Origin of the sequence: Pseudomonas sp. LPB4.O, assembly GCF_038383825.1 — a bacterium.
Taxonomy (GTDB): domain Bacteria; phylum Pseudomonadota; class Gammaproteobacteria; order Pseudomonadales; family Pseudomonadaceae; genus Aquipseudomonas; species Aquipseudomonas putida.
Genome location: NZ_CP151298.1, coordinates 4,288,638 through 4,302,896, shown reverse-complemented (window position 1 = coordinate 4,302,896; position 14,259 = coordinate 4,288,638). Strand labels below are relative to the sequence as shown.

13 protein-coding genes are annotated in these 14,259 nt (G+C 62.3%); 6 read left to right on the top strand and 7 right to left on the bottom strand.

Features of this window, described 5'->3' with window-relative positions; all coding sequences use genetic code 11:
• Positions 1 to 132: 132 nt before the first annotated feature.
• Positions 133 to 882: a DUF599 family protein gene (locus MRBLPB4O_RS19540; RefSeq protein ID WP_063424499.1), complete on the top strand. Its 750-nt coding sequence runs from the start codon at positions 133 to 135 to the stop codon at positions 880 to 882.
• Between the two features lie 67 nt (positions 883 to 949).
• Here MRBLPB4O_RS19540 and MRBLPB4O_RS19535 read toward each other — a convergent pair whose 3' ends face one another.
• Entirely contained in the window at positions 950 to 1,252 is a 303-nt protein-coding gene (locus MRBLPB4O_RS19535; RefSeq protein WP_016498698.1) for a hypothetical protein, read from the bottom strand.
• A 154-nt stretch (positions 1,253 to 1,406) separates the two neighbouring features.
• On the opposite strand from MRBLPB4O_RS19535, the gene MRBLPB4O_RS19530 reads away from it, so the two are divergent.
• The 4 genes from MRBLPB4O_RS19530 to MRBLPB4O_RS19515 all read left to right on the top strand — a co-directional run bounded on the left by MRBLPB4O_RS19530 (position 1,407) and on the right by MRBLPB4O_RS19515 (position 5,126).
• The gene (locus MRBLPB4O_RS19530; RefSeq protein WP_341796335.1) at positions 1,407 to 1,883 is read left to right on the top strand and encodes a PaaI family thioesterase; all 477 of its coding nucleotides are present in this window, start codon (positions 1,407 to 1,409) and stop codon (positions 1,881 to 1,883) included.
• Complete coding sequence (locus MRBLPB4O_RS19525; RefSeq protein ID WP_016498700.1) at positions 1,880 to 2,362, top strand: PaaI family thioesterase; 483 nt, start codon at positions 1,880 to 1,882, stop codon at positions 2,360 to 2,362. Before MRBLPB4O_RS19530 ends, MRBLPB4O_RS19525 begins: the two co-directional genes overlap by 4 nt.
• A 69-nt stretch (positions 2,363 to 2,431) precedes the next feature.
• Positions 2,432 to 4,336, top strand: coding sequence for a molecular chaperone HtpG (gene htpG, locus MRBLPB4O_RS19520; RefSeq protein ID WP_341796334.1), 1,905 nt, complete (start codon positions 2,432 to 2,434; stop codon positions 4,334 to 4,336).
• A gap of 64 nt (positions 4,337 to 4,400) precedes the next feature.
• Positions 4,401 to 5,126, top strand: a complete 726-nt coding sequence (locus MRBLPB4O_RS19515; protein WP_341796333.1) for a dienelactone hydrolase family protein — start codon at positions 4,401 to 4,403, stop codon at positions 5,124 to 5,126.
• Between the two features lie 116 nt (positions 5,127 to 5,242).
• Here MRBLPB4O_RS19515 and MRBLPB4O_RS19510 read toward each other — a convergent pair whose 3' ends face one another.
• Positions 5,243 to 6,106, bottom strand: a complete 864-nt coding sequence (locus MRBLPB4O_RS19510) for a pirin family protein (protein ID WP_341796332.1) — start codon at positions 6,104 to 6,106, stop codon at positions 5,243 to 5,245.
• 117 nt (positions 6,107 to 6,223) lie between these two features.
• Between MRBLPB4O_RS19510 and MRBLPB4O_RS19505 the strand changes: the two genes are divergently transcribed.
• A complete protein-coding gene (locus MRBLPB4O_RS19505) occupies positions 6,224 to 7,228 on the top strand; it encodes an amidohydrolase family protein (RefSeq protein WP_341796331.1) in 1,005 nt (334 codons plus the stop codon).
• Positions 7,229 to 7,320: 92 nt separating this feature from the next.
• Here MRBLPB4O_RS19505 and fabB read toward each other — a convergent pair whose 3' ends face one another.
• From fabB to MRBLPB4O_RS19480, 5 genes are all read right to left on the bottom strand, one after another.
• The gene (gene fabB / locus MRBLPB4O_RS19500) at positions 7,321 to 8,541 is read right to left on the bottom strand and encodes a beta-ketoacyl-ACP synthase I (protein ID WP_341796330.1); all 1,221 of its coding nucleotides are present in this window, start codon (positions 8,539 to 8,541) and stop codon (positions 7,321 to 7,323) included.
• Between the two features lie 11 nt (positions 8,542 to 8,552).
• Complete coding sequence (fabA, locus tag MRBLPB4O_RS19495) at positions 8,553 to 9,068, bottom strand: 3-hydroxyacyl-[acyl-carrier-protein] dehydratase FabA (protein WP_016498706.1); 516 nt, start codon at positions 9,066 to 9,068, stop codon at positions 8,553 to 8,555.
• A 207-nt stretch (positions 9,069 to 9,275) separates the two neighbouring features.
• Positions 9,276 to 11,207: an ATP-binding protein gene (locus MRBLPB4O_RS19490; RefSeq protein WP_341796329.1), complete on the bottom strand. Its 1,932-nt coding sequence runs from the start codon at positions 11,205 to 11,207 to the stop codon at positions 9,276 to 9,278.
• The gene (locus MRBLPB4O_RS19485) at positions 11,204 to 12,094 is read right to left on the bottom strand and encodes an ABC transporter substrate-binding protein (protein WP_341796328.1); all 891 of its coding nucleotides are present in this window, start codon (positions 12,092 to 12,094) and stop codon (positions 11,204 to 11,206) included. The genes MRBLPB4O_RS19490 and MRBLPB4O_RS19485 overlap by 4 nt, the downstream gene beginning before the upstream one ends.
• Positions 12,094 to 14,241 carry a TonB-dependent receptor gene (locus MRBLPB4O_RS19480; RefSeq protein WP_341796327.1) on the bottom strand — a complete coding sequence of 716 codons (2,148 nt, stop codon included), beginning with the start codon at positions 14,239 to 14,241 and terminating at the stop codon, positions 12,094 to 12,096. The genes MRBLPB4O_RS19485 and MRBLPB4O_RS19480 overlap by 1 nt, the downstream gene beginning before the upstream one ends.
• Between the last annotated feature and the right edge of the window lie 18 nt (positions 14,242 to 14,259).

The window sequence follows — 14,259 nt, the reverse complement described above, 5'->3', positions numbered from 1 at the left end:
CTTTGCCTTGCGCTCCTACAGCTGATTGCGCCAGCCATGCACATTTCACAGTGCAGCTGTGTCTTTTGCCGCTTGCCAGCGTCGAAACCTGATCCCTATCCTCTAGGCATCTGGCCCTTTCGGGAACCCTGCATGAACTTCATCCAAAGCAACCTCAACAACCTGCTGGCTATCGCCTGGTTTGCCCTGTGCTGGGGTGGCTATACCCGCTATGCCATCTGGAAGGGCCGCGACACCGCGTGCCTTGCCAGCGTGTTGCACCTGTACCGTGAGGACTGGATGCGCCGCATGCTGCTGCGCGACAACCGTATCGCCGATGCCAGCGTGATCGGCAACCTCGAACGCAACGCGTCGTTCTTTGCCTCCAGCACGCTGATCATCCTCGCCGGCATCCTTACCGTGCTGGGTGCCTCCGACCGGGCGCTGTCGCTGTTGGCCGACTTGCCGCTGGTGCAGCAGACCTCCCAGGGCATGTCGGAGATCAAGCTGCTGTGCCTGGCCACGGTCTTCGTCTACGCGTTTTTCACGTTCAGCTGGTGCATGCGCCAATACAACTTTGCAGCGGTGCTGGTGGGTTCGGCGCCCATGATCGGGGAGCGGCTGGTCAACGAACTGGAGCGCAAGGCATTCGCCTCGCGGGCGGCGCGGGTATTGTCGCTTGCCGCCAACCAGTTCAACCTGGGCCTGCGTTCGTATTACTTTGGCATGGCCATGTTGAGCTGGTTCATCAGCCCGTGGTTGTTCATGGCCATGAGCGTCGGGGTAGTGTTGATTCTCTACCGTCGCGAGTTCCATTCGGATGTGCTGGATGTGATGGTGTTCACGCCCACGGAAAGTGTGCCGGGTGAACCGGCCCGGGAAAGTACGGCCACGGGTAACTGAAACGTTTAATCCGTAAATTGCAGGTACAAAAAAACCCGACAGTGTCGGGTTTTTTTGTTTTAGCCAATTACTGCTTGGCAGGTTCTGCCGGAGCAGTTTCTGGCGCAGGGGTAGCTGGCGCGGCTTCCGGAGCCGGAGTAGCCGGAGCGGCTTCTTCGGCAGCCTTCTGCTCGGCTTCAGCCTGATCTTTGGCGGCTTCAGCGTTTTCCTTGGCGGCTTCGTTCATTTTATCCTGAGCTTCGCCCGCTTTCTCCTGGGCTTGCTCGGCGTGTTGCTGTGCGTCCTGGGCTTTGTCTTCGCTCGCTTTATCGCAAGCGGCCAGGCCCATGGCAGCGGCCAGCATCAGAGCAAAAGCAAAAGGTTTACGCATGGGTGTGTTTCTCCTTGGTGGAATAAGTGACTTGTTCCTTCGAGTGCAACTACGCGGAATAAGTTCCGCGAAGACTACAGATATATAACGCACCGTTCTATATAGACTTTTTAACATTTTTATGCCGCTGCGGCAGTGCGGGTGGAAACAGCGAATGAGCGATTCAACCTTGATGGCCATGGCCGAGCGTTTTCTCTCGGCCCTTAGACATTGCCAGTTGCTGAACATGCGTGTGGCCCAGGCCGATGGCAATGGCATGACCCTGGTATTGCCCTGGTCGCCGGCCATTGTCGGCAACCCGCAAACGGGCGCGGTACATGGAGGGGCGCTGACCACGCTGATGGATACCACCTGCGGCATGGCCACCCTGTGCGTGCTGCCGCGCTTCGAGGTGTGCCCGACACTGGATCTGCGCATCGACTACATGCACCCGGCCGAAGCCGGCAAGGACATCTACGGCCACGCCCAGTGCTACCGGGTTACCCGCGACGTGATCTTCACCCGTGGCACCGCCTACCAGGACGACCCCGACCAGCCGATCTGCCAGGTGGTGGGGACCTTCATGCGCCTGGGCCAGGAGATCAAGGGCGGTATCCGGTTCGGCAATAACCTGAAGGAGGGCGGCGCATGATTCCGTACGCGGTTCGCCAGCAACTCAACGCCGCCCACGCGGTCGGTGATTACCGGCCATTGCTGGCACTGATTCCCTACGCAGGGCTGATTGGCATCGAATGCGAGCGCCAGGGCGATGACCTTCTGTTCCGCCTCCCAGCCAACCCCGACAACATCGGCAACCCGTTGCTGCCCGCCATCCATGGTGGCGTGATTGCGGGTTTCATGGAGCTGTCCGCCGCGCTGTACCTGCTGATCTACAGCGAAAGCGCGAGTATCCCGAAGGTGATCGATTTTTCCATCGACTACCTGCGCGCCGGGCACTTTCGCGATACCTACGCCCAATGCCAGCTGTGGCGCCAGGGCCGCCGGGTGACCAATGTGGCTATTACTGCCTGGCAGGGCGACAGGCAGGCGCCAATTGCCACCGCCCGTGCGCATTTCAAGATCGAGCCGGAAAAGCCCTTGAAATCATCCGGGCAGCCCCCATCTGAATGACATCCGCCATTAACGCAGGCCCAACCGGCCGCCAGGCGCCACTGCAATCAGATCGGAGTTTCGAAGACCATGACTGTGGAAACACAAAAGGAAACGCTGGGCTTCCAGACCGAGGTGAAGCAACTGCTGCACCTCATGATTCATTCGCTGTACTCGAACAAGGAAATCTTCCTGCGGGAGCTGATTTCCAACGCCTCCGACGCCGTGGACAAACTGCGTTTCGAAGCCCTGGCCAAGCCAGAGCTGCTTGAAGGTGGCGATGAGCTGAAAATTCGCCTGAGCTTCGACAAGGATGCCGGTACCGTTACCCTTGAGGACAACGGCATCGGCATGAGCCGCGAAGACGTCATCGCTCACCTTGGCACCATCGCCAAGTCCGGCACCGCCGACTTCATGAAGAACCTCACCGGTGACCAGAAGAAGGACTCGCACCTGATCGGTCAGTTCGGCGTGGGCTTCTACTCCGCGTTCATCGTGGCCGACAAGGTCGACGTGTACAGCCGTCGCGCCGGTCAGCCTGCTGCCGAAGGCGTGCACTGGTCGTCGAAAGGCGAGGGCGAATTTGAAGTCGCCACCATCGACAAGCCACAGCGCGGTACCCGCATCGTCCTGCACCTGAAGCAGGAAGAGAAAGAGTTCGCCGATGGCTGGCGCCTGCGCAACGTGGTCAAGAAGTACTCCGACCACATCGCCCTGCCTATCCAGCTGCCGAAGGAGCAGGTTGCCGCTGAAGGCGAAGAGCAGCCAGCCGAAGAGTGGGAAACCGTCAACCGTGCCAGCGCCCTGTGGACCCGTCCGCGTACCGAGATCAAGGACGAGGAATACCAGGAGTTCTACAAGCACATCGGCCATGACTTCGAAAACCCGCTGGCTTGGAGCCACAACAAGGTCGAAGGCAAGCTCGAATACAACTCGCTGTTGTATGTGCCGGCTCGCGCACCGTTCGACCTGTACCAGCGCGAAGCACCGCGCGGCCTTAAGCTTTACGTGCAGCGCGTGTTCATCATGGACCAGGCCGAGTCGTTCCTGCCGCTGTACCTGCGCTTCATCAAAGGTGTGGTCGACTCCAACGACCTGTCGCTGAACGTTTCTCGCGAGATCCTGCAGAAAGACCCGATCATCGATTCGATGAAGACCGCGCTGACCAAGCGCGTGCTGGACATGCTGGATAAACTGGCGAAGAACGAGCCTGAACAATACAAGGGCTTCTGGAAAAACTTCGGCCAGGTGCTGAAGGAAGGCCCGGCCGAAGACTTCGCCAACAAAGAGAAGATTGCCGGCCTGCTGCGCTTCGCCTCCACCCACGACGACAGCGGCGAGCAGAGCGTTGCCTTGGCGGATTACCTAGCCCGCGCCAAAGAAGGCCAGGACAAGATCTACTTCCTCACCGGCGAGTCGTACGCGCAGGTCAAGAACAGCCCGCACCTGGAAGTCTTCCGCAAGAAAGGCATCGAAGTGCTGCTGCTGACCGACCGCATCGACGAGTGGCTGATGAGCTACCTCAACGAGTTCGACGGCAAGGCCTTCGTCGACGTCGCCCGCGGCGACCTCGACCTGGGCAAGCTGGACTCCGAAGAAGACAAGAAGGCCCAGGAAGAAGTCGCCAAGGACAAGGAAGGCCTGGTCGAGCGTCTGAAAGGGGCGCTGGGTGACAGCGTCGCTGAAGTGCGTGTGTCCCACCGCCTGACCGACTCGCCGGCGATCCTCGCCATCGGCGAGCAGGACCTGGGCCTGCAGATGCGCCAGATCCTCGAGGCCAGCGGGCAGAAGGTGCCGGAGTCCAAGCCGATCTTCGAATTCAACCCGACCCACCCGCTGATCGAGAAGCTCGACAACGAGCAAAGCGAAGACCGCTTCGCCGAGCTGTCGCACATCCTGTTCGATCAGGCGGCGCTGGCGGCCGGTGATAGCCTGAAGGACCCGGCGGCTTACGTTCGTCGCCTGAACAAGCTGCTGGTCGAGCTGTCTGCTTGAGTTGATGCAAAGGAAAGCCCGCTTCGGCGGGCTTTTCTCATGGTGAAGCCTTAAGGAGTGCTTGATGAGCAAGGTAATCGTCGAATCGCTGGTTTATCACCTGTCTGGCAAGACCTATGAAAGCCGCCTTGTATACGAGCCCGGCGCGCTGGGGCGCCCGGGGCTTGTCATGGCGCCGAACTGGATGGGTATTGGCGAAGGTGCCGAGCGCATTGCCAAGGAAGTGGCCGAGAAGGGATACGTGGTGCTGATTGCCGACCTGTATGGGCAATCGGTGCGGCCGTCCAATGCCGACGAGGCGGGGGCGGCGATGATGCCGTTGAAGAACGACCGCAGCGAGCTGCGCAAGCGCATGAAGGGGGCGCTGGAGCAGCTGCTGGCGCAGTCCAAGGCACTGCTGGAGCCTGGCAAGGTGGCAACCTTCGGCTTCTGCTTTGGCGGTTGCTGCGCCCTGGAGCTGGCACGTACTGGCGCCGACCTGAAGGCTGCGGTGTCGTTCCATGGCACGCTGGATACCCCGAACCCGGAAGATGCCAAGCACATCAAGGGTTCGGTGCTGGTGTTGCACGGCGCGTCGGACCCACTGGTGCCGAAGGAGCAGTTGCCGGCGTTCGAGGACGAGATGAACGCGGCCAAGGTTGACTGGCAGTTGCTGAGCTATGGCGGGGCGGTGCACTCGTTTACCGACCCGAATGCCAATGTACCGGGCAAGATGCAGTATGACCGCCGCACCTCGGAACGGGCTTTCCGTGCGATGCACAACCTGCTGACAGAAGTGTTCCAGCGCTGATATAGCAGGGGGCGCCTTGCGCCCCATCGCCGGCAAGCCAGCTCCCAGTGGTACAGCGTACGCCGCTCTTTGTGGGAGCTGGCTTGCCGGCGATGGGCTGCACAGCAGCCCCGAAATTACCGGGGCAACTCGATCCTTGAAGTTTCCCCCGGTACCACCGGCCAATCCCCCGCAGCCCACCGTGCCCTGGCTTGCTCGATCAGTTCCGGGTCGCTTGCCACGAAATTCCAGTTCATTCGCCGCGGCCCATCCAGTGGCTCCCCGCCAATCAGTACCAACTGGCACTCTGCGTCCGCATACAGCGTCACGTCCTCGCCCTCCGGCAGTACCACCAGGCTGCAAGGCTCCACATCCTCATCGTCCAGCAGCAACTCGCCATCCAGCAGGTAAAGCGCCCGCTGCTCGTGTTCAGCCGGTATCAGCAGCGTCGTCGCCGGTTGCATCTGTACGTGCGCATAAAGGGTGGGGGAGAGCACCGGCACCGGTGACTCCAGGCAGAACCCGGTGCCAGCAATCATGCAGATGCGTACCCCCAGGTGGTCACTCACCGGCAGGCTCGCCGCCGGGTGGTGGCTGTAGCTCGCCGGGCCTTGTTCGTGCGCGCGCGGCGAAGCCAGCCACACTTGCAAGCCGTGCAGGCGCGAACCATGGGCCAGGGCATCTGCCGGCGTACGCTCGACATGGGCCACGCCGCTGCCAGCCGTCATCCAGCTGACATCGCCGGGGAGCACCCGCTGCTCTGAGCCGAGGCTGTCCTTGTGCAGGATCGCCCCCTCGAACAGGTAGGTCAGGGTTGAAAGGCCGATGTGCGGGTGCTGGCGGATGTCCATGCCATGCCCCGGGGCATAGTCGGTTTCGAGCATATGGTCGAAGAACACGAACGGGCCGACGCTACGGCACTGTGCTGCCGGCAGCGGGCGCAGGATCGGCTGGCCCTCGACCGATTCGGCACGTGGGCGGATGATCAGGGGGCTGCTCATGCGGTGGGCTCCAGGCGCGGTGGAAATGCCTCAAGCATAGCGGTTTGCCTGGTGCGGCTGAACCGTATCGTTTGCCGGCCGGTCTACTGTTTCCATACCCGTAGAAGGAAGCTGCCCATGATTGCCCGAGCGCTGGCCTGCGTGTTGTTGTCTGGCTGGCTGTGCCAGGCGGCACAGGCACGCGACTACCGCTACAGCGATGCCCACCTGCACTACGTCGACTTCTTCCAGGAGAGCGAAGGCATGCCGGCGTTGCTAAAGGCCATGGATGCCGCAGGCATCGAGCAGTCGATGATTTCCGGCATACCGGTGGCCAAGAAATGGCATGAAGACGAGCCCAAGCGCCCGCGTTATTACGCCGGTGACGATGCCGATGCCTATTGGTACAGCGCCACCGATACCTACGTGGCGGCCGCCCTGCAGCAGTTGCCGATTGAGCAGCGGAAACGCTTTCATCCGTTCCTGACTGGTTTCAACCCGGTGGACAAGAACGCTGTCAGCCATATCGAACGCATGCTCGATATGTACCCGGGGCTGTGGGAGGGAATCGGCGAGGTTTTCACCCGTCACGATGACCTGACAGCGCTGACCAGTGGCGACACGCCGCGCGCCAACAACGAAGCCATGACGCGCATTTACCATCTGGCGGCCGAGCGGGACCTGCCGGTACTGCTGCATTCCAATATCACTTCAAAACGCGAGCGTAACCCGCTGTACCTGGCTGAGATCGAAGAGCCGCTGCGCAATCACCCGCACACGCGGTTCATCTGGGCGCACGCCGGCAGCAGCATGGAGATCCACCGGCACCAGACGCAGATGGACTTTTTGCTCCCGGTGCTGACGCGGTTGCTGGAGGATTACCCGAACCTGTATGTCGACCTGTCGTGGAGTGTGCTGCAGCCCTATCTGCTGGATGACAAGGGCGTGCCGCGCAAGGCCTGGGTGGCATTGGTCGAGAAATACCCGGAGCGGTTCATGCTGGGGTCGGATGTGGTGGGGCGGTTTGGCAGCCTGGGGGAACAGATGCACGGGTTCAGGCCGTTTCTGGATGCTTTGCCTGAGAATGTAGCGAACAAAGTGGCCCGCGATAACTTTCTGGCCGTGCTGCCCAGGCAAAAATAGGGGGTTGCCTGTACTGGCCCTATCGCCGGCACAGGCTACAAATGAAAACGCCCCGAACCAGTCGGGGCGTTTTCGATTACCGCATCAGCGTCTTACTTGCCTTCCCAGCGCTTGAGCACCAGGGTGGCGTTGGTGCCGCCGAAGCCGAAGCTGTTGCTCATGACCGTATCGATCTTGGCGTTTTCTTCGGTTTTGCGCAGGATCGGCAGGTCGGCGACCTCCGGGTCCAGTTCGTCGATGTTGGCGGAGCCGGCGATGAAGTTGTTTTCCATCATCAGCAGGCAATAGATCGCCTCGTGCACGCCAGCGGCGCCCAGCGAGTGACCCGACAGGCTCTTGGTCGAGCTGATCTTCGGTGCCTTGTCGCCGAATACCGCGCGAACGCCCTTGATCTCGGCAACGTCACCGACCGGGGTCGAGGTGCCGTGGGTGTTCAGGTAGTCGATCGGGGTGTCGACGGTGGACAGTGCCTGCTGCATGCAGCGGATGGCGCCTTCGCCGCTCGGGGCAACCATGTCGTAGCCATCGGAAGTAGCACCGTAGCCAACGATTTCGGCGTAGATCTTGGCGCCACGGGCCAAAGCATGTTCCAGCTCTTCGACGACAACCATGCCGCCACCGCCAGCAATGACGAAGCCATCACGGTCGTTATCGTAGGCACGCGAGGCCAGTTCCGGGGTTTCGTTGCGCTTGGTCGACAGGGCGCCCATGGCATCGAACAGGAACGACTGGCTCCAGTGTTCTTCTTCACCGCCACCGGCGAAGACGATGTCTTGCTTGCCCCACTGGATCTGCTCCAGGGCGGTACCGATGCAGTGTGCCGAGGTGGCGCATGCCGACGAGATCGAGTAGTTCAGGCCCTTGATCTTGAACGGGGTGGCCAGGCACGCCGAAACGGTGCTGCCCATGGTGCGGGTAACGCGGTATGGGCCGACGCGCTTGACGCCTTTCTCGCGCAGGGTGTCCAGCGCTTCCATCTGGTTCAGGGTCGAGGCACCGCCGGAGCCAGCTACCAGCCCGGTACGCGGGTTGGAAACCTGCTCTTCGGTCAGGCCTGCGTCCTTGATCGCGTCCTGCATCGCCAGGTAAGCGTACGCCGCGGCGTGGCCGACGAAGCGGTATACCTTGCGGTCGATCAGTTCTTCGAGGTTGAGGTCGATGGACCCGGAAACCTGGCTGCGCAGCCCCATTTCCTTGTATTCCGGGTTGAAACGGATACCCGGACGGCTTTTACGCAGGTTTTCGGTGACGGTAGCTTTGTCATTGCCCAGGCACGATACGATGCCCAGACCAGTGATAACGACGCGGCGCATGCGAATAACCCTTAGAAATTGTCAGTGGAAGTGAACACGCCGACCCGCAGGCCTTCGGCAGTGTAGATCTCACGGCCGTCGACGCTGACCGAGCCATCGGCGATGGCCATGTTCAGCTTGCCCTTCAGGACACGCTTGATCTGAATGTTGTAGGTGACTTTCTTGGCCTCTGGCAGTACCTGGCCGAAGAATTTCACCTCGCCCGAGCCCAGGGCGCGGCCGCGGCCCGGCAGGCCTTGCCAGCCGAGGAAGAAGCCTACCAGCTGCCACATGGCATCGAGGCCCAGGCAGCCCGGCATGACCGGATCGCCTTCGAAGTGGCAGGCGAAGAACCACAGGTCCGGGTTGATATCCAGCTCGGCGACCAATTCACCTTTGCCGTACTTGCCGCCTTCTTCGCTGATATGGGTGATGCGATCGACCATCAGCATGTTCGGCGCGGGCAGTTGCGCATTACCTGGGCCGAACAGCTCACCGCGACTGCAGCGCAGCAGGTCTTCCCGAGTAAAGGCGTGTTGTTTGGTCATGCGAGCTCCTCAATAACCCCCTGCGGCAGGGGATGAATCTTCCCGGCCGGCCTGATACGCATCGCGTTCAAGACGGCAGCCTACAGGTAGACTATTGCGTTGTGGTGAAAGTCACAGTGCACCCGGTGAAAGAAGTACAGGTGTGCACTGAAACGTCTATTTTCAGGTCCGATGATGGTCCTGTCCAGTGTTTAAGACTGCCGCACTTTAGCATTTATCGCCAGTCGCGGTTGTCTGACCGGGTAACCAGCGTTCCAGCACCTGCTGCAGCTCGGTACGGCGCAAGGGTTTGCTCAGGTAGTCGTCCATGCCAGCGGCCATGCAACGCTCGCGGTCACCCTGCATCGCATTGGCAGTCAGGGCGATGATCGGTAACCCGGTGCCGTTGGGCAATTGGCGGATACGCCGGGTGGCTTCATAGCCGTCCAGGTGCGGCAGCCGACAGTCCATCAGCACGGCGGCAAAGCGCTGGCGGCTGACCAGGTCGACGGCCTCAAGTCCATCTTCGGCTGTGCATACCGCCAGGCCCAGGCTGCGCAGCATGGCTTCGATGACGCTCTGGTTGACCGGATTGTCCTCTACCAGCAGCACCTGATCACTGCCGGGCGCCGTCGTTTTCGCGTGCGTTGGCAACGCCGGTCGGCTGGGGGGAGGGCTGGCCAGGGCCAGCGGCATCTCCAGGGTAAATGTAGAACCCAGGCCTTCGCGGCTTTCACCGCGCAGCTTGCCGCCCATGCGTTCGGCCAGGGTGCGGGCGATCGACAGGCCCAGCCCGGTGCCGCCATAACGGCGGGAGATCGAGCTGTCGGCCTGCTGGAAGGCCACGAACATCATTTCCAGGCGGTCGCTGTCGATGCCGATACCCGTGTCGCGCACACTGCAGGTGAGCCAGATCAACTGCCGGTCGAGCACCTGCCAGCGTGCTTCGACCTGAACCTGGCCGCGTTCGGTGAACTTCAGTGCGTTACCGACCAGGTTCAGCAGGATCTGGCGGATGCGCGTGGGGTCGCCGTTCACTTGCAACTGCTCGATGTCGGCCGGCAGTTGCAGGTGCAAGCCAAGGCCACGCTGCTGGGCACTGTGCTGGAACGACAGGACGCAGCTGGTAATCAGCTCACCCAGGTTGAAATTGATGTGTTCCAGCTGAAGCGCAGCGCGTTCGATGCGCGAGAAGTCGAGGATATCGTTGATGACTTTCAGCAAATGCCCGGTGGATTCGCTGGCCACTGCGGTGTAGTCGGCCTGTTCGGTACTTAGCTGCGTGGTTTCCAGCAGCTGCAGCATGCCCAGCACGCCATTCATCGGGGTGCGCAGCTCGTGACTCATCATCGCCAGGAAGTCCGATTTGGCTCGGTTGGCTTGCTCGGCTTCCTCGCGGGCCTGGATCAGCTCGGCAATGGCCTGCTTCTGTTCATCGCTGGCCTGCTCCAGGGCGTTGGCCAGGTTGTTGATATGGCGGGCCAGGTGGCCCAGCTCGCTATCATCGACCACGGGCAGCGGGGTGTTGTACTGGCCCTGCTGTATGGCCTTGACCGCATGGCCCATGTCGCTGATCGGCTTGGCCAGGCTCAGGGCCAGGCGGCGCGCCAGCAAGAAGGTGAACAGCAAGGCGAACAGCGCCAGGATGCCGGCCTTGATCACGATTTCCTGTTGGCGTTGGCTGAAGGCGTCATCGGACATGCCGACGATCACCCGGCCCAGGTAGTCATCGCCGATCGCGGGTGTGGCGGCCTTGCCCTGCTGCAGGAAGTCGCTGTCCAGGCGGATTTGCTGCAAGCGTATGGGCGCCTGGAACACCTCTACGCGCTGCGCGCGGTTGGCGCTTTCGTCGGACTGCTCGACGTACACAAGGATGTGGTTGCGGCTGTCCTGCACCTCGAGGAAGCGCACGTGCGGGATGCTGAGGGTGGCGCGCATCAGGCCTTCGAGCACCTCGTTGTTGCCCGAGATCACCCCGTACTCCGAGGCCGGGGCCAATTGGTTGGCGATCAGCTGCCCGGTATGGTTCAGCTCCTGGCGCAGGTCCTGGATGCGCACGAAGGTGAAGAAGCTGATCAGCAGCAAGGTCAGTAGCAGGGCAGGGCCAAGGCTTATGATTTGCGTGCGGGTGTGGATGTCCCAGCTCAGGCCTTTGCTCATGGGGTGGGCTCTCCTTCGGCCAGGGCCTTGGCGGCGGCGGACGGATCGATCGGTTGCAGGCCCAGGGCGCGCGCCACCTGCTGGTTGCCACTGACGCCGAAACGGGCCGGATACAGGCTGCGCGGCCAGCGCCCCGGAGGCTGGTCGAGCAACTGGTCAAGTACTGCCAGCCAGTCCTCCTGGTCGCTGTAGGTACTGGCCAGGGCGCCGGCGCGAACAAAGCCGGCGTTCGGGCCGATCAGCGCCATCTGCCGGCCATAACTGCTCAGCAACAGGTTCTTCGCAGTCTTGGAGTTGTACAGGTCCGGGTCATCCAGGCCCAGCAGCACATCGCTGTTACCCAGCAGGTGCTGCAGGGGCCGGCTGTCACGCAGGTCGGGCCAGTCCTGGGCAATGATTTCCAGGCCCAGCGGGCGGGCAGCATGGCGCAGCTCTTCGAGCAGGAAACCACTGTGCTCGCCGTACAGCACACCAATGCGCTGGGCCTGTGGCAGCAGGTAGCGCGCCAGGCGCAGTTGCCGGCCCAACGGCGGGTCGCTCCACAGCAAGGTGAGAAACGCCGGGCGCGACTTTCCCAGGCGCTGTTCAGCCTGCACCCGGCTTATTCGCATGGCCAGGGCTGGCGGGCCGGCGTTTTCACCCAGGCGCCACTCCAGGGCAGCACTGTCGAGCAGAATCAGGCGCTGGTCGGTCTTGAGCTGGCCAGGGCGTGGCAGGTCAGCGGTGGTCTGGAAATGCACATGATCGTGCGGCCGACGGTTTTCGAGTGCGGCGACGAAGCTGCGGATGCCGGGCTGGTCTTGCGCGCCTACCAGCAGAATTTCGCTGGCGGACAACGGCCCCAGGGGCCACAGACACAGCAGCAACAGGCGCAGCACCACGGCCATCAGAACGCCAGCTCCGCGCTGAAGCTGAGGCGGTGGCGGCTGTCGTAGCGGTTCTGCACGGTCGTGGTCGGCTCGTCGTCCAGGCGTTGCTGCCACAGCGCCGCCAGCTCCAGGTTGCTGCCCTGCACCCGAAGGCGCTTGGCCAGGCGCAGGTCCAGACGCTCGTAGCGGTACTGGTTGAGCGCATCGTCACCGTAGTAGAACAGCGCACTCGACCAGCCATCGCCCCATTCGCGCATCCAACCGACCGAGCCGCTGTTGCGGGCGGTGAGGCGGCGGTCGTCGGGGTTGCTGGCCCAGGCATCGACATAGGCATAGGTCAGGCGCAGGCGGTCACGCAGGGTGGGGCGCCAGTCCAGTTGCGTCTCGCTGCCGCTGAACCGGGCCTTGTTCGCGTTGCTGGCGACGTACTGGTTGTTCTTCAGGGGCTCGCTGATCATGCCGGTGATCTCGTCGTAGAACAGCTTCACATCCAGGCTCAGGTCGATGTCGCTGAAGTAGCCGTTGTAGCCCAGTTCGCGCGAGCGCATGCGCTCTTGGTCCAGGTCGCCCGGGCCGCGGGTCTTGACGAAGTACTCACCGTGCTGCTGGCCGAACGCATTGGGGCTGAGGTTCTTGACCGTGTAGCTCCAGTTGATGTTGTTCTCGAACATGTCGGGCGAGCGCACCGCCTCGGAATACACTGCACGCAGGCCGTGGCGCGGGGTGATCAGGTAGTTGACCGCAACGCGCGGGGTCAGCGAGCTGCCCGACAGGCGCGAGTCTTCGAACATCGCCCCACCCTGCAAGATCCAGTGCTCGTCGGCGCGCCATTCCAGCTGGCCGAACACGCGCCAGGTCTGGTCGTCGATGCTGCCGTTGAAGTAGGTCTGCGAGTCGGCACGGTCATAGCGGTAGTTCATGCCGCTGAGCAGGCGCAGGCTGTCGGTCAGGCTCAGGGTGTCCTGGATTTCCAGGTCGTAGCGGGTTTCGCGGGTGCTCTGGTCGACATCGCCGCAGACCACGCTGCTGCCGCCCTTGTTGTTCCACTGATCCTTGATGGTATCGACCAGCGCTTGTTCTGCCGGGTTGCTGCTGGGTGGCGGGTTGTTGGCGCCGCGTGCGACCAGCTCGGCGTAATTGGGGTTCATCTGCCACAGCCGGGTCAGTTCGGGGCTGAACGACAGTGCGGCATCACAGGCCCGCCAGACCTGTTGGCGGTCGAAATGCTGTGCCGAACCTTGCACATACAGGCTGTGGTCGGGATTGAAGTCGATGTTCCAGCGCACCGACCCTGCGTAGTCCTTGGCATTGACGTCGGCATTGTCGCCGCGCTGGGTAACGTAGGGGAATACCGGCTGGTAGGTATAGGGCCGCTGGTTGCTGCCTTCTTTTGCCGCCAGTTGCCATTCCAGGGTCTGGTCGACCGCCAGGTTGTGGCTGGCACTGAGGTTGAAGCGGGTCAGCCGGCGGCTGTCCCGGTAGTCCTGGCCGAACTGATCGTGGTCGAAGCCGTCGTCCTGCTGGCCCGACAACGACAGGCGCATGTCGCCGCCATCCCAGCCGAAGCCGTGGCTGGCATAGAAGTCGTTGATGCCGTCCTCGCCGCGGGTCACTTTCAATCGTGTGCCATGGCTGTCGGCGGGGTTGCGGGTGAGGATGTTGACCACCGCCATCAGCGCATTGGCACCGTAGCTGACCGTGTTGGGGCCGCGGAACACCTCGATGCGCTCGATGTCTTCCATGGCCAGGGGGATATCGCTCCAGTCCACCGTGGCCAGGCCAGCCCGGTACACCGAGCGGCCATCGATCAGCACCTGCATGCGCCGCGCTTCGCTGGCGTTGCTGCCGTGGTAGTTGACCGTCGGCTGGTTGCCGGCGCCGTAGCCGATCATCATGCCCGGTACCAGGCGCAGCAGTTCGGGGATGTCGCGGGCGCCGCTGGCGCGGATCAGCTCGCTGTCGAGCACGGTCATGCTGCCCGGGACTGCCGCCGGGGATTGTTTCAGGCGCGTGGCGGTCAGAACCTGCGGCAGGTCGCTATTGTCGATGAACAGGTCGTCGGCCATGGCCGGGCCACCGAGCAGGGCAGTCAGTATCAGCAGGCGCGGGAACGGGGGCGAGCCAGGGAACACGGGGCAGCCTTGTATCAGGATTGAAACAGGCATGGTAACTGACCTTGGCGT